The organism is Marinobacter sp. (assembly GCF_014859525.1).
Classification (GTDB): Bacteria; Pseudomonadota; Gammaproteobacteria; order Pseudomonadales; family Oleiphilaceae; genus Marinobacter.
This window is the reverse complement of record NZ_JACUUB010000009.1, coordinates 11,746-34,253: the sequence shown is the minus strand read 5'-3', so window position 1 is coordinate 34,253 and position 22,508 is coordinate 11,746. Positions and strand designations below refer to the sequence as shown.

The 22,508-nt window shown below is 57.0% G+C and carries 23 protein-coding genes; 21 read left to right on the top strand and 2 right to left on the bottom strand.

Annotated elements, in window-relative coordinates; genetic code table 11:
- Nucleotides 1-66: 66 nt before the first annotated feature.
- The 9 genes from IBX51_RS04150 (at nucleotide 67) to flhB (ending at nucleotide 6,859) form a co-directional block, all read left to right on the top strand.
- Entirely contained in the window at nucleotides 67-1,206 is a 1,140-nt protein-coding gene (locus tag IBX51_RS04150) for a flagellar hook-length control protein FliK (protein WP_291828980.1), read from the top strand.
- A gap of 180 nt (nucleotides 1,207-1,386) precedes the next feature.
- Nucleotides 1,387-1,890 carry a flagellar basal body-associated FliL family protein gene (gene fliL, locus IBX51_RS04145; RefSeq protein WP_291828978.1) on the top strand — a complete coding sequence of 168 codons (504 nt, stop codon included), beginning with the start codon at nucleotides 1,387-1,389 and terminating at the stop codon, nucleotides 1,888-1,890.
- Nucleotides 1,891-1,930: 40 nt separating this feature from the next.
- Nucleotides 1,931-2,929, top strand: a complete 999-nt coding sequence (fliM, locus tag IBX51_RS04140; RefSeq protein WP_291828976.1) for a flagellar motor switch protein FliM — start codon at nucleotides 1,931-1,933, stop codon at nucleotides 2,927-2,929.
- Nucleotides 2,922-3,434, top strand: a complete 513-nt coding sequence (gene fliN, locus IBX51_RS04135; RefSeq protein ID WP_291828974.1) for a flagellar motor switch protein FliN — start codon at nucleotides 2,922-2,924, stop codon at nucleotides 3,432-3,434. The genes fliM and fliN overlap by 8 nt, the downstream gene beginning before the upstream one ends.
- Before the next feature lies 1 nt (nucleotide 3,435).
- Nucleotides 3,436-3,885: a flagellar biosynthetic protein FliO gene (gene fliO / locus IBX51_RS04130; RefSeq protein WP_291828973.1), complete on the top strand. Its 450-nt coding sequence runs from the start codon at nucleotides 3,436-3,438 to the stop codon at nucleotides 3,883-3,885.
- A gap of 4 nt (nucleotides 3,886-3,889) precedes the next feature.
- A complete protein-coding gene (gene fliP, locus IBX51_RS04125) occupies nucleotides 3,890-4,651 on the top strand; it encodes a flagellar type III secretion system pore protein FliP (RefSeq protein WP_291828972.1) in 762 nt (253 codons plus the stop codon).
- A gap of 10 nt (nucleotides 4,652-4,661) precedes the next feature.
- Nucleotides 4,662-4,931: a flagellar biosynthesis protein FliQ gene (fliQ, locus tag IBX51_RS04120; protein ID WP_291828971.1), complete on the top strand. Its 270-nt coding sequence runs from the start codon at nucleotides 4,662-4,664 to the stop codon at nucleotides 4,929-4,931.
- A 3-nt stretch (nucleotides 4,932-4,934) separates the two neighbouring features.
- Nucleotides 4,935-5,720, top strand: coding sequence for a flagellar biosynthetic protein FliR (gene fliR / locus IBX51_RS04115; RefSeq protein ID WP_291828970.1), 786 nt, complete (start codon nucleotides 4,935-4,937; stop codon nucleotides 5,718-5,720).
- Between the two features lie 2 nt (nucleotides 5,721-5,722).
- Nucleotides 5,723-6,859 (top strand): flagellar biosynthesis protein FlhB, encoded by a 1,137-nt coding sequence (gene flhB, locus IBX51_RS04110; RefSeq protein WP_291828968.1) that lies wholly within the window; start codon nucleotides 5,723-5,725, stop codon nucleotides 6,857-6,859.
- 253 nt (nucleotides 6,860-7,112) lie between these two features.
- Here the strand turns inward: flhB and IBX51_RS04105 are convergent, their stop codons facing one another.
- Together IBX51_RS04105 and upp are read right to left on the bottom strand one after the other, a co-directional pair.
- Nucleotides 7,113-8,369, bottom strand: a complete 1,257-nt coding sequence (locus IBX51_RS04105; RefSeq protein WP_291828966.1) for a uracil-xanthine permease family protein — start codon at nucleotides 8,367-8,369, stop codon at nucleotides 7,113-7,115.
- A 2-nt stretch (nucleotides 8,370-8,371) separates the two neighbouring features.
- Nucleotides 8,372-9,010 carry a uracil phosphoribosyltransferase gene (gene upp, locus IBX51_RS04100; RefSeq protein WP_291828964.1) on the bottom strand — a complete coding sequence of 213 codons (639 nt, stop codon included), beginning with the start codon at nucleotides 9,008-9,010 and terminating at the stop codon, nucleotides 8,372-8,374.
- A 225-nt stretch (nucleotides 9,011-9,235) separates the two neighbouring features.
- On the opposite strand from upp, the gene flhA reads away from it, so the two are divergent.
- From flhA to IBX51_RS04040, 12 genes are all read left to right on the top strand, one after another.
- Complete coding sequence (gene flhA, locus IBX51_RS04095) at nucleotides 9,236-11,410, top strand: flagellar biosynthesis protein FlhA (RefSeq protein ID WP_291828962.1); 2,175 nt, start codon at nucleotides 9,236-9,238, stop codon at nucleotides 11,408-11,410.
- 57 nt (nucleotides 11,411-11,467) lie between these two features.
- A complete protein-coding gene (gene flhF / locus IBX51_RS04090; RefSeq protein ID WP_291828961.1) occupies nucleotides 11,468-12,760 on the top strand; it encodes a flagellar biosynthesis protein FlhF in 1,293 nt (430 codons plus the stop codon).
- Nucleotides 12,761-12,829: 69 nt separating this feature from the next.
- Nucleotides 12,830-13,642, top strand: a complete 813-nt coding sequence (locus tag IBX51_RS04085) for a MinD/ParA family protein (RefSeq protein WP_291828959.1) — start codon at nucleotides 12,830-12,832, stop codon at nucleotides 13,640-13,642.
- 32 nt (nucleotides 13,643-13,674) lie between these two features.
- Nucleotides 13,675-14,418, top strand: a complete 744-nt coding sequence (locus IBX51_RS04080; RefSeq protein ID WP_291828957.1) for an RNA polymerase sigma factor FliA — start codon at nucleotides 13,675-13,677, stop codon at nucleotides 14,416-14,418.
- Between the two features lie 157 nt (nucleotides 14,419-14,575).
- Nucleotides 14,576-14,959 (top strand): chemotaxis response regulator CheY, encoded by a 384-nt coding sequence (gene cheY, locus IBX51_RS04075; protein ID WP_291828956.1) that lies wholly within the window; start codon nucleotides 14,576-14,578, stop codon nucleotides 14,957-14,959.
- A gap of 20 nt (nucleotides 14,960-14,979) precedes the next feature.
- Nucleotides 14,980-15,765, top strand: a complete 786-nt coding sequence (locus IBX51_RS04070) for a protein phosphatase CheZ (protein ID WP_291828955.1) — start codon at nucleotides 14,980-14,982, stop codon at nucleotides 15,763-15,765.
- 19 nt (nucleotides 15,766-15,784) lie between these two features.
- Nucleotides 15,785-17,899, top strand: a complete 2,115-nt coding sequence (locus IBX51_RS04065) for a chemotaxis protein CheA (protein WP_291828953.1) — start codon at nucleotides 15,785-15,787, stop codon at nucleotides 17,897-17,899.
- Between the two features lie 41 nt (nucleotides 17,900-17,940).
- Nucleotides 17,941-19,113 carry a chemotaxis response regulator protein-glutamate methylesterase gene (locus IBX51_RS04060; protein ID WP_291828952.1) on the top strand — a complete coding sequence of 391 codons (1,173 nt, stop codon included), beginning with the start codon at nucleotides 17,941-17,943 and terminating at the stop codon, nucleotides 19,111-19,113.
- Complete coding sequence (locus tag IBX51_RS04055) at nucleotides 19,113-19,853, top strand: flagellar motor protein (protein WP_291828950.1); 741 nt, start codon at nucleotides 19,113-19,115, stop codon at nucleotides 19,851-19,853. Before IBX51_RS04060 ends, IBX51_RS04055 begins: the two co-directional genes overlap by 1 nt.
- Nucleotides 19,854-19,871: 18 nt before the next feature.
- Complete coding sequence (motD, locus tag IBX51_RS04050) at nucleotides 19,872-20,654, top strand: flagellar motor protein MotD (RefSeq protein WP_291828948.1); 783 nt, start codon at nucleotides 19,872-19,874, stop codon at nucleotides 20,652-20,654.
- Nucleotides 20,655-20,843: 189 nt separating this feature from the next.
- The gene (locus IBX51_RS04045) at nucleotides 20,844-21,641 is read left to right on the top strand and encodes a ParA family protein (protein WP_291828946.1); all 798 of its coding nucleotides are present in this window, start codon (nucleotides 20,844-20,846) and stop codon (nucleotides 21,639-21,641) included.
- On the top strand, nucleotides 21,634-22,392 hold the full coding sequence (locus IBX51_RS04040; RefSeq protein WP_291828944.1) for a chemotaxis protein CheW: 759 nt from the start codon (nucleotides 21,634-21,636) through the stop codon (nucleotides 22,390-22,392). The genes IBX51_RS04045 and IBX51_RS04040 overlap by 8 nt, the downstream gene beginning before the upstream one ends.
- Nucleotides 22,393-22,508: the final 116 nt, after the last annotated feature.

The window sequence follows — 22,508 nt, the reverse complement described above, 5'->3', positions numbered from 1 at the left end:
TTGCTAATACCCTGATAGAGGCCCCAAAATGGCTGACACAGGTGGATACAGCGGCAAGAGGTTGCCATGCAGCAGACAATTCTCCCTCAGGCGCCAACCCCAGGTGCTCAAAAGGATGTAGCGACAGGCCGGCCCTCCGGTAATCGGGAGGCTGGCGGTGACAGCCGGTTTGATCAGGTCTCCCGTGCCGAGCAGAAGCGCCTGGATCAAAAGCAAGCGGATCGTCAGGACCAGCGCAGGGCAGTGCAGGACAGCCAAAAAGCAACGGCTGCAGAGCAAAAAAGTAACAGAGCCATGGATGATGCCGGGCGGGCAGAGCCGTCCGACAAGGCCGGCGAGCCTGTCAGTCAAGGTAAGGAAACACCACCAGACGCGGGCACCCATGCGCAGGCCGATCCTTCCGACGCTCTGCAGGCAGACCATACGCCAATGACCTTTGCCAGTCTGCAGTCCCTGCTGATGCCCGAAGGCAATGCATTGCCGGATGTTGATGCCGGCGAATTGATGTTGCCCGTCCTGGCGCCTATGGCCGGGATGCCCGGGGCGATGAACGGCCAGTCGCCGCAGCAAAATGCCGGTGGTACCGTTTTGACTCCCGGAACCCAGTTAACGGAATTGCTCGCTGGGGCCGGCTCTGGTGAGAGCTTGCGACCTGTGGACCCAGCGAACCTGCTGACGGCACCGACATTCCAAACCACCCTCGAGCAGGTCGCACAACCTGCACGCCTGGCACCTGAGGCTGCGGTGCCCCTGCGAGGCTATGCCACGTCTGTGGATGTTCCGGTTGGACAGGCAGATTGGGGTGACAAGGTTATGGGCAAGCTCAGTTGGCTGACCGCGCGCAATATGTCAGTGGCGGAGATTCATCTGACACCTCCGGATATGGGCCCTATGGAAATCAAGGTTCGGGTTCAGAATGATCAGGCCACGGTTACCGTGCATGCCGCCAATCCGATCGTTCGGGAGCAACTGGAACTGCATTCGCACCGGCTGCGGGATATGTTGAATGAGCAAGGGTTAGCGTTGAGCCAGTTTGATGTATCCGGTCAGGCGAATCAGCAGCAAGGAGATCAGGATGGCAGCGCCGGTGAGGGCGGGCCAAGTGCAGACGGTGCTCGAATGGCTGGCACCGACGCCGACGAGCATCTGCCAGATCCTGGCAGCCTAGATCTGGGCTGGAAAGGCGAGGTGGATATCTTCGCCTGATCCTGTTCTTTTTCTGATCACTGTTGCCCAACCTTCCAAAGCCCTTTGCCCATCCCTGCCGGCAACGCTAAACTGCGATTCTGAACCGGAGGGGTGGGAGTTCTGGCCCGCCCTTTGCATTATTCCTGAATAGTCAGCTGAAGTTGTTCTGACTGACAAAAAACTGACAAAGCGGACATTATGGCTGAGAACAACGTGGCGCAGGCACCCGCCCCAAAAGGTAAGCTGAAGCTCATTATCATGCTGGTGGTGATCATCGTTCTGGCCATTGCGCTGTCGATCGTTGGAACGCTCTGGTTTTTGGGGGACGGTTTCTCCGGGGGCAGTGATCAGGCGGAAGGGCGCAGTGCTTCAGAGCCGGCCTTTGTTGCCAGTACCTACACGAATCTGGAACGGGCGCTGGTTACCACCGTGCAGGCCCAGGGCCGCCAGCGTTACGTCCAGGTTCATGTTTCTTTTGAAGCGACGGATCCCAAGGCGCTGACGGCGGCGGACACGCATATGCCGCTGATCCGCAGCAAGCTGGTCACGGTGCTTGGGAACAGCGAATTCAATGAGTTACAGACACCTGATGGCCGGGTAGATCTGGCTGAACGGATGCTGGTCACGGTCAATGACGTGTTGATTCAGGAAGGCGAGCCGGAGATCAAGCGCGTACTGTTCAGGAACTTTGTAGTGCAATAAGTACCCGATCGGGTAAACGACTGTCAGGGCAGGATCAGGTATGCAGGATTTATTGTCACAGGACGAAATTGATGCGCTCCTCCACGGTGTGGACGACGGCGACATCGATACCTATGAAGAGGCGGACGAGGGTGGCGTAAAAAATTACGATCTGGCCAGTCAGGACCGCATCGTCCGTGGCCGCATGCCCACGCTTGAGATGATCAACGAGCGGTTTGCTCGCTACACCCGAATCAGCTTGTTCAATCTACTGCGCCGAAATGCTGACGTTTCTACCGGTGGCGTTCAGATCATGAAATTCGGTGAGTACATCCACACCCTGTACGTACCCACCAGCCTTAATCTGTGCAAGGTTCGCCCATTGCGTGGCACGGGCCTGTTTGTTCTGGATGCCAAACTGGTGTTCAAGTTGGTTGATAACTTCTTTGGCGGTGAAGGTCGACACGCCAAGATTGAGGGCCGAGAGTTCACACCCACTGAAACCCGCATTGTTCAGATGGTGCTCAACCAGGTTTTCACCGACATGAAAGAAGCCTGGCATGCGGTTCTGAAAGTCGATTTTGAATACCTCAGTTCCGAAGTAAATCCGGCTATGGCCAACATCGTCAGTCCCAGCGAGGTGGTGGTGGTCAGCACCTTTCACATCGAGCTCGACGGCGGTGGCGGCGAGCTGCATTTTGCTCTGCCCTATTCGATGATTGAGCCCATTCGGGATGTACTTGACGCCGGTGTGCAGAGTGACATTGACGACGTTGACGAGCGCTGGGTAAATGCCTTGCAGGAAGATGTCAAAGAGGTGAACGTGCCGATCAATACCACGGTCTGCCGGCGCCGGATATCGCTCAGAGACATCGCCAAGATGAAAGCCGGTGATGTGATCCCTGTAGAAATGTCGGACTTCCTGACGGTGACGGCGAATGGCATTCCAATTTACAAGGCAACCCTGGGCACCCGAGACGGCAAACTGGCACTGAGAATTCATGAGCGGGCGACAACGCCCAAAGTGAAGAAACAACTGAAGGTGGGACGCAATGGCTGAGGATGATAACAAAGACAAGCAGGAGCTCAGCGAAGACGAAAAGCTGGCTGCTGAATGGGAAGCGGCAATGGAAGAGACCGGCGACTCTGGCGACGGTGATTCCGATGGTCGTGAGGATGAATGGGCTGCTGCTATGGCTGAGGCTGACGCTGACGCCTCTGATGACGACACAGGGCAGAGCGTTCGTACGGCACCGATGGAAGAGTTTGGAGAAGACTCCGGTCGCACTGGCGGCGGGGACGCGCCTGATATTGACGTGATCCTGGATATCCCGGTCACCATCTCGATGGAAGTGGGCAATACCCAGATCCCCATCCGTAATCTTCTGCAGCTGAACCAGGGCTCGGTTATTGAACTGGACCGGTTAGCCGGGGAGCCGTTGGATGTGCTGGTCAATGGCACCCTGATTGCCCACGGCGAAGTTGTTATGGTGAACGAGAAATTTGGCATTCGGTTAACGGATGTCATCAGTCCGGGTGAGCGGATCAAGCGGTTGCAGAAATAACATGCTTCGCATCATGACCTGGGTTTTGCCCGCTGTCGTTGCCGTGCCGGCGTTCGCCGAAGAAGTCGCCGGAGCGCCCGCCCGTGAGTCGGCCCGCAATGCGCCAGACACCGTCGCTACCATCATGAGCCTGGGCGTTGGTTTGTTGGCGGTGATTGCGGTTATCTACGGTTGTGCCTGGTTAATCCGGCGTATGAACGGTATGACCGGCATGAACAACAACGCCATCAAGGTGGTGTCTGTGCTGGCGATTGGTGCCCGGGAACGGATTGCTCTGGTTGAGGTAGGGGGGCAACAGATTCTGTTAGGAATAACACCCTCCACCATTCGTACCTTGCAGGTTTTTGACGAGCCTGTCGTTGATGCCGCCAATCCGCCTTCAAGCGAGTTTGCCCGCCGGTTGCAGGGTATGATCGGCAAATCCTGGTCAGCTCCGGAGAGGAAAGACTAACGTTATGATTCTGGCCACGCTCAAACGCTGTCTGCCCTTATTCCTGCTGTGTCCCGGCTTGTTGTTGGCGCCGGCAGCACTGGCCGATCTTCCGGGTATTCCCGCCTTTACCGTCACCCCCGGAGAGAACGGAACCGAGGAGTATTCGGTCACTCTGCAGATTCTGGCGCTGATGACCGCGCTGACATTTTTGCCGGCCATGTTGATGATGATGACTTCCTTTACCCGAATCATCATCGTATTTTCCATTTTACGACAGGCGCTGGGTCTGCAGGCAACGCCGTCAAACCAGATACTGCTGGGGCTGGCGTTGTTTCTGAGCATCTTTATTATGAAGCCGGTACTGGAAGAGGCAAACGAGGTGGGTTTGCAGCCGTACATGCAAGAGGAGGTCTCCTCGCTCGAAGCGGTGGAATTGGCCAGTCAGCCCTTCCGGCGCTTTATGCTTGAGCAAACCCGCGAATCCGATCTTGCGCTGTTCATGCGGATAGCGGATGTACAATATGAAACGCCTGAGGATGTGTCTTTCTGGGTACTGATGCCGGCGTTTGTGACCAGCGAACTAAAAACAGCCTTCCAGATCGGGTTTATATTGTTTATCCCGTTCCTGATCATCGATATGGTCGTGGCCAGCGTTCTGATGGCCATGGGTATGATGATGCTGTCGCCCATTATCATTTCGCTGCCGTTTAAAATCATGCTCTTTGTTCTGGTGGATGGCTGGGCCCTGATTATGGGCACTCTTGCTGCCAGTTACGGGATATAGGAGGCTCTGAATGACACCTGAGACCGTCATCGACATACTGCGTGAAGCCTTGTGGATGATCGTATTGCTGGCGGCCATCATCATCGGTCCGGGTCTGGTCATTGGTCTGGTGGTCAGCACCTTTCAGGCGGCTACCCAGATTAACGAACAAACCCTCAGCTTTCTGCCGCGCTTTCTGGTCACCTTGACGGTCATCATTGCGTTCGGGCCGTGGATGCTGACCCTTCTGCTGGACCACGCCAATCGCCTGATAACCAGCATTCCTTTCTTGATCGGCTGACGGATGGGGCCGGCGGAGTTCAGTGCGGATCTGATCGGCCAATGGGTCGGGCAGTATCTGTGGCCGCTGTTCCGGTTGGCCAGTTTCTTGATGGTTATCCCCATTTTTGGTACCCAGCTGGTGCCGGCCCGTGTGCGCCTGGGGCTGGCCTTGCTGATGACCGTGCTGATTGCGCCGTTGATTCCGGAAGTTCCGCAGGTGGCGGCCTTCAGCGCCGATGCGGTGGTCATTACCCTGCAACAAATCCTGATCGGTGTTGGGGTGGGCTTTGCGCTGACCGCCCTGTGGCAGCTTTTTGTCATCGCCGGTCAGATGATCGCCATGCAGATGGGCCTTGGTTTTGCCTCCATGATGGATCCGGCCAATGGGGTTAACGTACCGGTGCTGGCTCAGATCTACACCATTACCATCACGCTTTTGTTCCTCGCCATGAACGGGCATCTGGTGGCTTTCGAGGTGTTTATCGAAAGCTTCTACGTTATGCCCATTGGTATGGAAGGTCTCGGTCAGATCGGTGTGTGGGATCTCGCGCACCGGGTAAGCTGGATGTTTGTGTCGGCGATTCTACTGGCACTGCCTGCGGTTACGGCGGTGTTTATCGTCAACATCTCGTTTGGCGTGATGACTCGAGCGGCCCCGCAAATGAATATTTTCGCCTTGGGCTTTCCCATTGGCCTGATTTTTGGATTGTTCTCTATCTGGGTATTGCACGCCAATTTCCTGCCGCATTTTGAGCAGTACACGCGGGAAACGTTTGATTTTATGCGACAGCTGCAAGGGCAACCGTAACCATGGCTGAAGAGAACGACAACAGCCAGGAGAAGACCGAAGAACCGACCCCCCGACGACTTGAAAAGGCTCGGGAGGATGGCCAGACAGCACGTTCCAAAGAATTAGCGACGATGGCCGTGCTGCTGGCCGGTGCCGGTGGCCTGCTGATGTTTGGTGGCAGTCTGGGTGCGGCTCTTGAGGATATCATGCGCGATGCCTTTACGATTGAGCGCGCCGCTATCTATGACACTCGCCACATGAGTGTTCAGCTGATCCTGTCTGCCAAAGCCGCTGCCTTTGCTCTCTCACCCATTCTGATCATGCTGCTGATTGCCGCCATCGCAGGGTCCATTGGCATTGGCGGGTTATTGTTCAGTGCCAAAGCGATCACCCCTAAAGGGAACCGGATGAACCCCATCAAGGGGTTGGGCCGGATGTTTTCAACGCGCTCGCTGGTTGAGCTGGTCAAGGCGATTGCCAAGGTCGGGCTGGTACTGGCGGTGGCGATTCTCATTCTGAATCTGCGGACGGAGGATTTGCTGAGTATTGCTGAAGAGCCGGTAGTGCCGGCCATGGCGCACGTGGTTTGGACGCTGGGCTGGAGTTTTTTGGTTCTGTCTTGTGCGACGATCGTCATTGCTCTGATTGATGTGCCGTTTCAGATTTACGATCATCAGAAGAAGCTGCGAATGACCAAGCAGGAGGTAAAAGACGAGTACAAGGATACGGAGGGCAAGCCGGAGGTCAAAGGCAAGATTCGCCAGTTGCAGCGTGAGATGGCACAGCGCCGGATGATGCAGGATGTGCCGACGGCGGACGTGGTGATTACTAACCCGACTCATTATGCGGTGGCGTTGAAGTACGATCAAATGTCGATGGGCGCGCCGGTGGTGGTGGCCAAGGGTGCAGATGAGATGGCCTTCAAGATTATGGAGGTTGCGCGGGAGCATAAGGTAGAGGTGCTGCGCACGCCGCCGCTGACCCGGGCGGTGTATCACAATTCGGATATTGGTCAGGAAATTCCGGATGGCCTGTATATGGCCATTGCGCAGGTGCTGGCCTATGTGTTTCAGCTGCGCCAGTTCCGCAAGGGCCGTGGTGACAAGCCGGGTATGCCGGACTTTCCGATTCCGCCGGAGATGCGTCGGGATATCTGAGTTGGGAGTTTGTTTTGTTCAAGCCTGTTGACTGGGGTGCACAATGGGCATGAGAGGGCTTTCCAAAAACCGCTACAAGCACCCGCAGGCGGGTCCGGCCAGCAATCGCAGATTGCTGTCGTTCGGCTGCGCATGAAGCTCCGCTCCATACACGCTTGCCTCACCCATGTGCGCTTTTCTCAGGCCATCCCTGGCCTTCGATATTTTTGGAAAGCCCTCTCACGCCCATTGTCTCAGCGTTGGGCGATTCCGCTCAGTCTTCTTTGTGTTCGTAAATCCGCTTGCCCCAGGCTTCCTTGTCGCCGGGAAGGATCAGGTTCAGGCCAATGGCCGCCACCGCACTGAGGGCGATGCCTTCGAGTTGGCCCAGGGCCATGTTGCCGATGCCGAACACCAGGGTGACGCCGACGATGACCAGGTTGCGGGGCTGGGACAGGTCTACCTGGTGGCGGATCAGGGTGTTCAGGCCGACCACGGCGATGGAGCCGAACAGCAGGCACAGGATGCCGCCCATGACCGGCACCGGAATGGTCTGCAGGGCTGCGCCGAACTTGCCCACGAAGGCGAGGACGATGGCGGTGCCGGCGGCCCACCACATGACTTTCGGGTTGAAGTTGCGGGTCAGCATGACGGCCCCGGTAACTTCGGAGTAGGTGGTGTTGGGCGGTCCGCCGAGCAGAGAGGCGGTGCTGGTGGCCAGGCCGTCGCCCAGCAGGGTGCGGTGCAGGCCGGGTTTTTGGAGGTAGTTTTTGCGGGTGACGTTGCCGATGGCCAGCACATCACCGATGTGTTCGATGGCCGGTGCAATCGCGACCGGGATCATGAACAGGATAGCACCCCAGCTAAAGGCGGGCGCGACGAAGTTGGGGACGGCAAACCAGGCGGCTTCCTGCACCGGGGTGGTGTCGACGATGCCGGCAAACCACGACAGGACGTAACCGACGATCACGCCGAACATGATCGGGATCAGGCGGAAGATGCCTTTTGCCCATACTGACATAACGATGGTCACCGAGAGCGAAATCATGGCGATCCAGATCGCGGTGTTGTAGGGGATCAGTTGGACTTCGCCGTCGCCGGTGCGACCGGACGCCATATGGACTGCAACGGACGCCAGGCCAAGACCGATGGTCATAATCACCGGTGCGATGACAACGGGTGGCAGCAGGCGGGTGATAAATCCGGTACCGCGCAGGCGTACGGCACCGGAAAGCACGATGTAGAGAATACCTGCTGCCATCAGGCCGCCGAGGGTTTCTTCGAGGCCAAATCGGCCTTTGGCTGCGATGATCGGCGCGATAAAGGCGAAGGAGGATGCCAGGAAGATGGGGATCTGACCGCCGGTAACGACGTGAAAAATCAGCGTGCCGACACCGGCGGTGAACAGTGCGACGTTGGGGTCCAGCCCGGTGATCAGCGGCATCAGCACCAGTGCGCCGAAGGCCACCAGCAGCATCTGGGAACCCGCCAGCGCTTGCTTCCAGATGGGGTCGTTGGTGTGGTCCTGCATGGTCAGACGTCCTTCTGCTTGGTGCCGAAGATCTTGTCGCCGGCGTCGCCCAGGCCCGGCAGAATGTAGCCCTTCTCGTTCAGGCACTGGTCTACCGAGGCGGTGTAGATCGAAACATCCGGGTGTTTTTCCAGAACCTTTTTGATGCCTTCCGGCGCCGCCACCAGCACCAGTGCGCGTATTTCGGTGCTGCCGGCTTTTTTAAGCAGGTCGATGGTCGAAATCATCGAGCTTCCGGTAGCCAGCATCGGGTCGATAATCAGCGCCATGCGCTGGTCCAGCTCGCCCACCAGCTTTTCCAGATAGGTCTCGGCCTCTAATGTGGTTTCGTTGCGGATCTGGCCAACCACGCTGACCCGGGCCACCGGAATCAGGCTCAGAACGCCGTCGAGCATGCCAAGGCCGGCGCGCAGGATGGGGACGATGGTGATTTTCTTGCCGTGAATCTGTTCCACCGTTACTGGCCCGGCCCAGCCCTCAATGGTTTCTTCCTGCAGCGTGAAGTCTTTGGTGGCCTCGTAGGTCAGCAGGGTGCCAACTTCCTGTGCCAGTTCACGAAAGTTTTTGGTGCTGATGTCAGACCGGCGCATCAGGCCGAGTTTATGGCGGATCAGAGGGTGCTTTACTTCGTGAATGGGCATTGAGGGTCACCTGTGGGTTCAAATGTTCGAGCTTGGATTCTGGCGGATTAAATGGCGCAAGGATACCGTATCCGGGCGCCTGCGTCAGGCACTGGTCAGTCCGGAAATATCAAATTCTGTAAGGTCTGGTACGGATCTTGCGGAGACATCCCATGAAAGGCGCGTTGCGTCAGATTTCCGACCCCGACAAACCAGACAGCACGGCAAAGCGGAGAAGTATCCAGCATGGACAGAGCGTTAGTTCTGAGTAACGTCAAATCCCTGACGCGGGGCAGTATTGGCATTCCTCTGATGTTAATGGGATTGCTGGGCATGATGATCCTGCCCATGCCGGCTTTTCTGCTGGACGTGTTTTTTACGTTCAACATTACCTTGTCTATCGTCATTGTGCTGGTGTGTGTGTATGCGCTCAGGCCAATGGAGTTTGCCTCGTTCCCGACGGTGTTGCTGGTCGCGACTTTGTTGCGACTTGGCCTGAACGTCGCGTCTACCCGGATTGTCTTGCTGAACGGCCACGAGGGCGGGGATGCCGCTGGTAAGGTGATTGAATCCTTTGGTGCCGTGCTGATCGGTGGTAACTACGCCGTTGGCCTGGTGGTGTTCGCCATTCTGATGATCATTAACTTTCTGGTGGTGACCAAAGGCGCCGGCCGTGTCTCTGAAGTCAGTGCCCGCTTTACTCTGGATGCCATGCCCGGCAAGCAGATGGCGATTGATGCGGATCTCAATGCGGGCTTGATCAATCAGGAAGAGGCAAAAAGCCGGCGTTCAGAGATCGCACAGGAAGCCGACTTCTACGGCTCCATGGACGGTGCTTCAAAATTTGTTAAAGGCGACGCCGTTGCCGGCTTGCTGATTCTCGCCATCAACATCATAGGTGGTGTCGCCATTGGTATGGTGCAGCATGGTCTGGATTTTGGTCTGGCCATGGAGCGGTATGCCCTGTTGACCATCGGTGATGGTCTGGTTGCCCAGATTCCGTCGCTCTTGTTGTCAACCTCAGCGGCCATCATGGTGACTCGGGTAACCGCCAGTCAGGATATGGGCGGGCAGATCATTCATCAGATGTTCAATGCGCCCAAGGCCATTGGTATTGCTGGCACCATCCTGATTATTCTTGGTCTGGTTCCGGGTATGCCTCATGTCGCGTTTCTCGGGCTTGGCCTGCTGGCCGTTGGTGCCGCCTGGATGATCTGGAAAAAGCAGCAGCAGACCATTGAAGAAGACGGTGCCTATGCCGGCCGGGCTGGCTTTGCCGGTGCCGCACCAAGGGCGGGTGGCGAGGTTGTTCAGGACCGCGCCGGTGGCGATGGTCATGCTTTGCCGGCGCCGGGCGAAACCCGCGAGTTGGGTTGGGACGACGTCGCGACCGTGGATATTGTGGGTCTGGAAGTTGGCTACCGGTTGATCCCGCTGGTAGATAAGTCGCAAGGTGGGCAATTACTCAGCCGTATTAAAGGTGTCCGCAAAAAGCTGTCACAGGATCTGGGCTTTCTGATGCCGTCGGTGCACATCCGGGACAACCTGGACCTGATGCCGAACGTCTATCGAATTACCCTGATGGGGGTGACCATTGCCGAGGCGGAAATTCACCCGGAGCGGGAGCTGGCCATTGATCCGGGCCAGGTGTTTGGCAAGGTCGAGGGCATTGCCGGCAAAGACCCGGCCTTTGGCCTGGATGCGATCTGGATAGAGCCGGACAAGAAAGATCAGGCGCAAACCCTCGGTTACACAGTGGTAGACGCCAGCACCGTGGTGGCGACCCACCTCAACCAGATCCTGCAGAAGCATGCCCATGAACTGATTGGTCACGAAGAAACCCAGAAGTGGCTGGATCAACTGGAGAAAATCTCGCCCAAGCTGGCCGAAGAGTTGGTGCCCGCATCGGTCTCTATCAGTATTTTGCTCAAGGTTCTGCAAAACCTTCTCAAGGAGGAGGTGCCGATTCGGGATATGCGCTCCATCGCAGAGGCCATCGTCAATGTGCATCCGAAGAGCCAGGACCCGAAATTGCTGACCATGCTGGCCCGGCAATCGCTGCGACGGATGATTGTGCAAAGCATCTGCGGCAACGATGTGGAGATACCGGTGATTACTCTGGATCCGGACCTGGAACAGATATTGCTAAAGTCTGTTCAACAGAGTCAACAATCCGGCGGACAGGATGATATCGGACTGGTGCTTGAGCCCAACATGGTCGAAAAGCTGCAACGCTCCCTTCAGGACAGCGTTCAGCGCCAGGAAATGCTGGGTAAGCCCGCCATCCTGTTGGTTTCAGGGCCGTTACGGCCAGTGCTGGCAAAGTTTGCCAGCTATGGGGTAGAGCGTTTGCACGTGCTCTCGTACCAGGAAATCCCGGATAACAAACAGATCACGATAGTCGCCTCTGTTGGCCAGTAAGGCTTGCAGAGCAACGCGGTCAGCCGGACACGGCTTGCCGGTGGAGGATGAGGCATCATGAAAGTACAACGGTTTTTTGCAAAATCCATGGCCGAGGCCCTGAAGCAGGTCAGTCATGAAATGGGGCCTGATGCTGTTATTTTGTCCAATCGCCGGGTCGATGGGGGCGTCGAGATTGTGACGGCTCTGGATTATGACGAAAATATGGCGCGCCAGCGGCTTGGTGAAAAGGCGGCCGAGGCGACCAATGGCTCCAGACTGGCTGAATTGCAGGCAGACCAGCATCGGCACCTGGAAGAAGAATTGAACCGCTCCCGCAGCCGGATCCGTGAGGTTCGTGAGAAACGTGCCCATACTGGCTCGAAGGACGCGGATTGCCTGTTTGAGTCATCCGGCGATCGTTTGCAGGCGCCCGCAGCCACTGCGTACTCTCCTCAGGGTGGTTATTCCGACGAACTGGCCATGATGAGGGCAGAGATCCACTCCCTTAAAGAGTTGGTCAGCGGGCGCGAACGTGGTTCCGAGCCCGCGGTTGCGGTTAACGCCTCTAATGCTGTTCAGCAGAGGTTGGCCGAGCGACTTCAGGAGTTTGGCCTCGGCACCGAGCTGTCGACATCGGTGTCGCGCCAGCATCGGGCCGGCCGCCTGGAGGATGGCTGGAAGCAGTCGTTGAAAATGCTGGCGACCGGCGTCAGAACCGCCCGGGAGGATTGGCTTGATGCCGGTGGTGTCTATGCCCTGGTTGGCCCCACCGGCTCGGGTAAAACCACCACCATTGGCAAGCTGGCAGCCCGTTATGTGCTTGAGCATGGTTCCGACTCGTTGGCGTTGGTTACCACCGATCGTTACCGTGTCGCCGCCCATGAGCAGTTGTTTGTGTTCGGGCGCATTCTCAACGTGCCGGTCCGGGTGGTCGACGAAAGTCACTCTCTGGACAACATCCTGGATGAGCTTTCTGATCGGCATCTGGTGCTGATCGATACCGCTGGGCTGACCAGTTCAGACCGGGGTTATCAGGAACAGCTGGCAGAGTTGGTGCGCAGCGATCACAATATCCGTACCCATCTGGTGGTGTCTGCTACCAGCCAGCCACGCATTATGAAATCCGTGTGGCATTGCTATAAGATGGCAAATCTTGCCGGCTGCGTTATGACCAAGATTGACGAAGCCCTGACGCTAGGCGAGTCTTTGGGTTTTGTGATGGAAACCGGCTTGCCGGTGGCCTGGTACACAGACGGCCAGAAGATCCCGGAAGACCTGCATCGGGCTGAGGCCGTCCCCCTGGTGCGAATGGGGGTAGAGCGCTTGAAGGCATTGCAGCATGGCCCGGCGGTTGCGGAGAGAGCCTGAGGCTGATGCGCAACAGGCATTTATCCGCCCCGCGCCGACACAAGAACGCAGCAAGAGACTGAAAACAGTATGAGCAAATCACATCCGGTTCAGGTGATTGCCGTTACCGGCGGTAAGGGCGGCGTCGGTAAGAGTAACGTGTCCGTCAATCTTGGTATTGCGCTGGCGCAAAAGGGCCGGCGTGTGGTTTTGCTGGACGCCGATCTTGGTCTCGCCAATGTTGATGTTCTGCTGGGGATCACTGCAAATCGCAACATTCACGATGTATTGAATGGCGAGTGTGATCTCAAGGATGTATTGGTTAACGGTCCCGGTGGTATAAAGATTGTCCCTGCATCGTCGGGCACCCAGCGCATGACCCAGCTAAGCCCTATGGAACATGCCGGGTTGATCAATGCATTCAGCGAGTTGGGCGATCAGATTGACGTGCTGATTGTTGATACGGCAGCGGGTATATCCGAGTCTGTGGTGAGCTTTCTGAGGGCCTCACAGGAGTTATTGTTGGTTGTCTGTGACGAGCCTACGTCCATCACCGATGCCTATGCGCTGATCAAGCTGATGAATCGTGATTACGGCACGGATCGCTTCCGTATTCTTGCAAATCAGGTGCGTAACGAGCAGGAAGGCCGGCATCTGTATGAAAAACTGACCCGTGTCACCGAGCGTTTTCTCGATGTGGCACTACAATACGTGGGTATAGTGCCTTACGACGAGGCCGTGAAGAAAGCGGTGCAGCGACAGAAAGCGGTTCTGGATGCCTATCCTCGAGCAAAAGCCTCGCTGGCCATCCGGGCGCTGGCGGATAAAGTAGACAGCTGGCCGTTGCCGTCCTCTCCCAGGGGGCATCTCGAGTTCTTTGTGGAGCGGCTCGTCGAAGTCTGATCTGAATCCAGTCCTACAAGAAAACCGGATACATGACCTTGGCGAAAAATCTGGGAATCTACCATCAAGCCGGCGCAAAAGGTGCTTCAGCACTCATTGAAGAGCACGCGCCGCTGGTCAAGAAAATAGCCCTTCACCTGATGGCCCGCCTACCGGCCTCGGTTCAGCTCGAAGACCTCATGCAGGCTGGCATGATCGGTTTGCTGGAAGCTGCTCAACGTTATTCCTCAGGCAAAGGTGCCACCTTTGAAACCTATGCGGGCATTCGTATACGCGGCGCCATGGTGGATGAAATTCGCAAGGGTGACTGGGTGCCACGGTCGGTGCACCGCAACGCCCGGCGGATTTCGGCCGCCATCAAAACCGTTGAGGACCGTAACGGGCGAGAGGCACAGGATGCCGACGTGGCCGAAGAGCTGGGTATTGGGCTGCAGGAATACCATGCCGCTCTCGCCGATGCCAACAGCGGTCGACTTTTTAGCCTTGATGAGCTCAATGAATCCGGCGAGCTGCCGATACAAGAAGCAGAGGCCAGCGATAATCCGCTGGATGGCTTTGCGACCGGCGCTTTTCAGAAGAGTCTGGCAGAGGCCATCGAGGCGCTCCCGGAGCGAGAAAAATTGGTGCTGAGTCTGTATTACCAGGAGGAGCTTAACCTCAAGGAGATCGGCGCAGTACTTGGAGTCAGTGAAAGCCGTGTCAGCCAGATTCACAGTCAGGCGGCCCTGCGCCTGAGAGGACGATTGTCCGACTGGCGTGAAGATGACACAGAATAAACGGGGCCAGCCTGGGCGTGTCACAGGCTCCTGTGTAGATTTTGGTAACCGGCGCTTTACAACGCGGCCAAACACCACACAATAAGCGGTTAAAGCGGCGGCCTGCGAGTTTTTAAAAGGCTGAATGAAATCCGGGTGTTACTGACTGGAGGTCCCATTGGACAAGAACATGAAAATTCTCATTGTGGATGACTTTTCCACAATGCGACGAATCATCAAGAACCTGCTCCGTGATCTTGGCTTCACCAATACGGATGAGGCGGATGACGGTAATACAGCACTCCCCATGCTCAGAAGCGGCAAGTACGACTTCCTGGTGACCGACTGGAACATGCCCGGCATGTCAGGGTTTGATCTCCTGAAAGCCGTGCGTGCTGACGACAACCTGAAGAACCTGCCGGTGCTGATGGTCACGGCTGAAGCCAAGCGCGATCAGATCGTGGCGGCGGCCCAGGCCGGCGTAAACGGCTATGTGGTCAAGCCCTTCACGGCGGCCGTTCTGAAGGAAAAGATCGAAAAAATCTTCGAGCGAATCCAGTAACCCTAGGTCGGATGGCTGTCATGAGTGACAACAAAGAAAACCATCAGGGCCTTGATCCGGAAGTGGTCGAAAAACTCCGGCAGCAAAGTTCTGAACTGACCGAAAGCATCAACTCCGGCAATCATGCCCGTGCGATGTCTGTGATCAATGATCTGAGCGAAGTGCGTGATCAGAGCCTTTATCGGGAGGTGGGCCGCCTGACCCGGAGCCTCCACGAGGCGATCCGGAACTTCCAGATAGACCCTCGCAGTGCCGAGCAGAAAGAAGCCTTGTCGAAAATGTCGGACGCGTCAGACCGGCTGGCGTATGTAGTGCAGATGACCGGCCAGGCGGCCAATCGCACCATGGACCTGGTGGAAGAAAGTATGCCGGTGGCGCATACCATGCGTGATGAGGCCAGTGCGCTGCATGAAGAGTGGCAAAGACTGCGACGTCGGGAAATGGCGCCGGCGGAATTCCGGGAGCTTTACGGCCGCATCGATCGATTTCTCGCGGCCTTGACCACCGATTCGGACATGCTTTACAACAATCTGTCGGAAATTCTGCTGGCTCAGGATTTTCAGGATCTTACCGGGCAGGTGATCCAGAAAGTCACCGCCCTGGTTAAAGAAATGGAAGAGAATCTGCTGGGGCTGGTGGTGATGGCTAGCCACGTTGATCAGTTGACCGGCACCGTTCATCAGCTTGATGAAAGGGAAGAATCGGCTGAGCAGGGCGTAGGTCCGCAGATCAAGGCGCAAGAACGGGAAGATGTAGTGTCGGGACAGGACGATGTAGATGATCTTTTGTCCAGTCTCGGTTTCTGAACGATGAAGAGGGTGACGCATGGCCTTTGATGCCGACGAAGAGATCCTGCAGGACTTCCTGGTTGAAGCCGGAGAGATTCTCGAAAAGCTGTCTGAGCAGCTGGTAGATCTGGAGCAACATCCGGACGACAGCGATCTGCTCAATGCCATCTTCCGTGGATTTCACACGGTGAAAGGCGGTGCCGGGTTCCTGCAGTTGGAGGCCCTGGTTAACTGCTGTCACTCTGCAGAAAACGTATTCGATACCCTGCGCAACCACAAACGCAAAGTGACGTCTGAACTCATGGATGTGGTTCTGGAGGCGTTGGATTATGTCAACACCATGTTCGACCAGGTGCGTAATCAGGAAGAGCCCACGCCGGCCCCGGATCAGCTGATTGCCGCGCTGGATCGCCTCGCCTTGCCTGAGTCAGAAGATGCTGCGCCGGTTCAGGCCGAAAGCCAGGTGCAGGCCATGGCTGAAACCCCCGAAACCGGTGGAGATTCTGGTGACATCACAGACGAAGAATTTGAGCAGTTGCTGGATGCCCTTGCCGACAATAAAGATTCGGAGCCTGCACCGAGCGCCCCATCAGAACCGCCTGTCAGCCAGAATGAAAGTTCGGACAGCGATGAGATCTCCGATGACGAGTTCGAAGCTTTGCTCGATCAGCTGCATGGAAAAGGCCAGTTTGCCGGGCCGCCCATCGTAGACAAAGGCGAGAGCGCAGATTCCGGGAACGACAGCTCGAAGAGCGAAGGTTCGGAAGGTGATCCAAACCTGATCACCGATGACGAATTCGAAAACCTTCTTGACGAACTGCACGGCAAGGGCAAAAGCCCGAGTGTATCGGGTACTGAATCAGTGCCGGCGTCTGAACCCAAGGCGAGCAGCAAGCCCCGGCCAGAGCCTGAAAAACCGGCTCCGAAATCAGCCAGCAAACCGGCAGCGCCCGCCGCATCGCCGACTCCGCCCAGAGACTCCGCACCAGTGGCGGAAACAACGGTCAGGGTGGATACCAAGCGTCTCGATGACATCATGAACATGGTGGGAGAGCTGGTACTGGTCCGGAACCGCCTGCAGCGCCTTGGCTCTGAAAGCGAAGATGAACACTTACATAAGGCGGTCGGCAACCTGGATGTAGTGACCACCGATTTACAGGCGGCGGTCATGCAAACCCGCATGCAGCCTATCAAGAAAGTCTTCGGTCGGTTCCCCCGAGTGGTGCGGGATCTGGCCCGTAGCCTCAAGAAAGAAATTAACCTGGTCATGCACGGTGAAGAAACCGACCTGGACAAAAATCTGGTCGAGGCTCTGTCAGACCCATTGGTACACCTGGTGCGAAATTCCGTGGATCATGGCATTGAAGGCCCGGACGTGCGTGAGAAAGCCGGTAAGCCAAGGGCGGGTACCGTGACCCTGTCGGCCGATCAGGAGGGTGATCATATTCTGCTGTCGATCACCGATGATGGCGCCGGCATGGATCCGAATGTCCTGCGCCGTAAAGCGGTGGAGAAGGGCCTGTACGATCAGGATGCTGCCGACCGGCTGACCAATAACGAATGCTTTAACCTGATCTTTGCGGCCGGCTTCTCCACCAAGGAACAGATCTCTGATGTTTCCGGCCGTGGTGTCGGTATGGACGTGGTCAAAACCAAGATCGGCCAGCTCAACGGTCAGATTACCATCGAATCAGAGCAGGGCAAGGGTACCAGTATTATCATCAAGGTGCCGCTCACCCTCGCTATCATGCCGACGCTGATGATCATGCTGGGCGATCAGTCCTTTGCGTTGCCATTGGTGAATGTGGTGGAAATTTTCCATCTGGACCTGACCAAGACCAACATTGTGGACGGTCGCGAATGCATCGTAGTTCGTGACAAGGTGTTCCCGCTTTTCCACGTCAAGCGCTGGTTGATCAAAGGTGCCGCAGCCCAGCAAGAACCAGAAAATGCCCATGTGGTCATCGTTGCCATGGGCACCAAACAGGTAGGCTTTGTGGTGGATCAGCTGGTTGGCCAGGAAGAAGTGGTCATCAAACCCCTGGGCCGTGCACTGCAGGGTACGCCCGGTATGGCTGGAGCTACGATCACGGGTGACGGTCGCATTGCATTGATTATTGATGTGCCCAGCCTTCTGCAACGTTACGGCTAGCGTAGTCTGCAGGGGGCTTTGGTATTGTTTAGGAGAAATGGATGACAGTTTCTGTCCTGGTCGTTGATGATTCGGGCTTTTTTCGCAAACGGCTGACGGAAATCCTGACCGCGTCTGGTCAGATCAAGGTCGTGGGCGTGGCCACCAACGGCCGTGAGGGTGTGGAGCTTGCTGAAAAGCTGCGCCCTGACGTGATTACCATGGACTATGAAATGCCGGTGATGGATGGCATATCCGCAGTCCGCGAAATCATGAAAAAGCACCCGATACCGGTGTTGATGTTTTCCTCGCTGACCTACGAAGGTGCCAGGGTGACCCTGGACGCACTTGAGGCTGGTGCGGTGGATTTTCTGCCCAAAAACTTTGAGGAAATTGCCCGCGATACCAGTCAGCTTCAGAAAATTCTGATTGAGCGAATCCTGGATGTTGCTGGCAGTAAGCCTCGCCATTCCTCGCCGATGCCAGCGCCAGCACCTCGGACCGCTGCGCCAGCGGCGGGCGCTCAGCGGCCGACAGCAGCCCGGCCTCTGGAACGGCCGACGCGGCCAGCGCTTGTTGAGCGGCGCGAGGCACCGGAGCGCCGGAGTGAACTCACAAAAGAAACCGAGGCCCCTAGAAGACCTACCGGAAAAACCGCAGCAAAGCGGTACAGCGTAGTTGCGATCGGGACCTCCACCGGCGGGCCGGTGGCCTTGCAGAAAGTGCTGATTGCGTTGCCTGCCTCTTTCCCGGCGCCGCTGGTGCTTGTCCAGCATATGCCTGCGAGCTTCACCCCGGCCTTTGCCGAACGCCTGAACAAACTGTGCAATATCGAGGTTCGGCAAGCGGAAGATGGCGACATTCTAAAGCCGGGGCTGGCGCTGCTCGCCCCCGGCGGCAAGCAGATGATGGTTGAAAACCGGGGCGGCCAGGGCCGGATCCGGATACTTCCGGGTGATGAGCGGCTCAACTACAAGCCCTGTGCCGACGTCACCTTCGGCTCGCTGGCCCGCAGTTTTCCGGGCAAGACTCTCGGGGTGATTCTCACCGGCATGGGCGCCGACGGCAAGGAAGGTTGCCGGATGATGAAAGAGTCGGGTTCGGTGATCTGGTCCCAGGATGAAAAAACCTCGGTGATCTACGGTATGCCGATGGCCGTAGCCAAGGCCGGCCTGACCGATGAGGTGTTGCCGCTTGAAGAGATTGGCCCCAGGCTGGTTGAAGGCGTGAGCTGATGGATATTCTGAGCCTGCTGGGGATCATCCTCGCGTTTGTCGCGATACTGGGCGGCAACCTGCTGGAAGGCGGGGCGATGGGCTCGCTGTTCAATGCACCCGCCGGGCTGATTGTGGTCGGAGGTACGCTGGCGGCAACCATCCTGCAAACCTCCTGGCCCATGCTCAAGCGCGCGTTGCGCCAGGTGCGCTGGGTGTTCGTGCCGCCCTATATCAGCCTTGAAGACGGCATCGGCAAGGTGATCGACTGGAGCGTGAAAGCCCGTAAGCAAGGGTTACTGGGCCTTGAAGGCCTGGCTGAGCGAGAGCCGGAATCCTTTGCCCGCAAGGGGTTGCAACTGCTGGTCGACGGTGCTGAGCCGGAAGCGATTCGCAGTATCATGGAAGTAGATCTGGAATCCAGGGAGCAGCGTGACCTGGAGGCCTCCCGTATTTATGAGGCCATGGGTGGGTATTCGCCCACCATCGGTATTATCGGGGCCGTCATGGGTTTGATTCAGGTTATGACCAACCTTGAAGATCCCCAGTCCCTGGGCAGCGGTATCGCCACCGCCTTTGTGGCGACCATTTATGGTGTCGCACTGGCTAATCTATTGTTCTTTCCGATTGCAAACAAGCTTCGTAGCATCATCAGAGAACGCACCCGATACGAAGACATGATGATCGATGGCATCATTGCCATTGCCGAGGGTGAAAATCCGAAATCCATCGAGCTGAGGCTGCGGGGCTTTCTGCAGTAATCAGAGGCAGGGCAGTGTATGCGTCGGCGCCGACCACCACAGGACGACCTCCACAACAAAGAGCGTTGGCTGATTTCCTATGCGGATTTCATCACCTTGCTGTTTGCCTTCTTCGTTGTGATGTATTCGGTGTCATCGGTAAATGAGGGCAAGTACAAGGTGCTCTCCGAAACGCTCACAGGAGTGTTTAATGTGCCCCAGCGCTCGGTGCAACCGATTCCTGTCGGGGAGCAAGCGGTGCGCGCTCCGGATCGGCCCAGTGACCATGTCATTGTGCCTCCGGTGACTGAGGCACCCCGTACGCCTGGGCTGGACGCCGCAGGTCGCACTGAAGCCTTGAGAAGCATGGCCGATCAACTGGCCATGGAGTTTGATGAACTGATCAGTCAGGGCGTGGTTAGCCTGGAGTCGAGTGAGCATTGGCTGGAGCTCAATCTTCCTAGCAGTATGCTGTTCAGCAGTGGCGATGCTGAGCCACATTATGATGCCTTTCCGGTTGTTGAAAGGATTGCGATGGTGCTTCGTGACCGGGACAACGCCGTCAAAGTTGAAGGCTTTACCGACGATCAGCCTATCCGCACCAGCCGGTTTCCGTCCAACTGGGAATTATCCACTGCCCGGGCCTCCGCCCTTGCCCGCATGTTGATGATGGAGGGTATCGAGCCGGAGCGCCTGGCCGCTGTTGGCTATGGGCAATATCAACCGGTTGCCCGAAACGATACCGAAGAGGGCCGCCGCCGCAACCGACGGGTAGTCCTGCTGATCTCCCGGGATGCCAGCATTCGCGGAGCCATGCGCTGAAGCGCCAGTGGCAGTTGCGTATGGCCGAACTGGCATGCTTCCTGTATTACATTCTGTTCAGAACTCACAATCGGCAAAGACTTGCCGGAGAGTGAACGAATTCCTCGATCAAGTTTCCGGGTGCCAGGCCGATAGGGTTAATAGCTGCCGGTTGTTTAGTCGGGTTTATCCATGAGTGGAGTAGCAAGAGTGCGTATTTGGGCAGTAGCCAATCAGAAAGGTGGCGTGGGCAAGACGACCTCTGTGGTGACTTTGGGCGGTTTGCTGGCCGAGCGGGGCAAGCGGGTGCTGGTGGTTGATCTGGACCCCCATGGCTCTTTGACCAGCTGGTTCGGTTACGACCCCGACACCCTCGCGCACAGTGTGTTTGATTTGTTTCAGCATCAGGGCAAGGTGCCCGAGGGGCTGCCCGCTCAGTTAATCACGGAAACCAGCCAGAAAGGTTTATCCCTGCTCCCTGCCAGCACAGCGCTGGCCACGCTGGAACGACGGATGATTGGCGTGGAGGGTATGGGGTTGATCATCTCCCGCACGCTGGCCCAGCTCTGGGACGACTTTGATTACGTGATTCTGGATAACACGCCATCCTTGGGCGTGTTGATGGTCAATGCGCTGGCGGCTGCACAGCATCTTATTATTCCGGTTCAGACGGAGTTCCTGGCGATCAAGGGGCTTGAGCGAATGCTCCACACCTTGCAGATGATCATGCGCTCCCAGAAGAACGAATTGTCTTATACCATCGTGCCGACTCTGTACGACCGGCGCACCCAGGCCTCCGTAAAAAGCCTGAATCAGTTGCGTAAAACCTATCAGGATAGCCTGTGGCGTTTTGCCATTCCCGTGGATACCAAGTTTCGGGATGCCAGTCAGGCCGGTGTAACTCCGTCAGCTGTTGATGCCGACACCCACGGCGTTCGAGCCTACCGTCATTTACTGGACGATGTCCTGGCGACAACGGCGACCGCCAGAGGTCGGAAGCATGGCTGACAAAAAAATGACGCAGTTGGCGGCACCAGAAGCGGCGATTGCCAGTTACCTGGATGAATTGCTGCACACAGCGACCAGCACCGCGCTGGAAGAGGCGCCGATGCAGGCAACGCCGGTGGCGAAAACTGAGCCCAAAGCCGAGCCTGTTGTCGCCGAGGTGCAAAAGACGACTCCGGAACCTCTGGCGCAACCGCCCAAGCCGGTGATACGGGAGATCTCGGAGCCGGTCGCCCAAACAGCAGAGGTCAAAGCACCTGATGCGGGCAGTGCAGAGCCACCGACACGCCCGGACTGGTCTGAAAATCCCTTCGAGTGCCTGATCTTTACGGTGGCGGGTTTGCAGCTGGCGGTTCCGTTGGTGCTGTTGGGAGCCATTCACCGTATTGAAGAGGAAATCCGACCAATACCTGGAAGCCCACGCTGGTACATGGGGATTCGCCCGGGCAATGACTACAATCTTCGCGTGGTTGATACCGCCGAGTGGATCATGGCTGGCCGGGTGCCTCCGGCGGCCAGGGATAATTATCGTTTCGTTATTCGCCTGGATGACAGCGAATGGGGCCTGGCTTGTGATGATGTGGCCCAGTCTTTCACTCTGAAGCCAGATCAGGTGCGCTGGCGCACGGCGCGCAGTAAACGCCCGTGGCTGGCCGGGACCGTTATTGACCATATGTGTGCGCTGATCGATGTGGGAACCATGGCCCATCTGCTGGTACGTGCCGAACGGGAGCAACACCTGGATCTGAGCTGATCCGGCCAGGCTCGCGATAAACTGTACAAATTGGTTACTCAAAGAAACCGTGTCAGGCTGGCACGGTTTGTGCCCTTAACTATAGTATTGGGCACTGACGATGAATTTTTGACGAT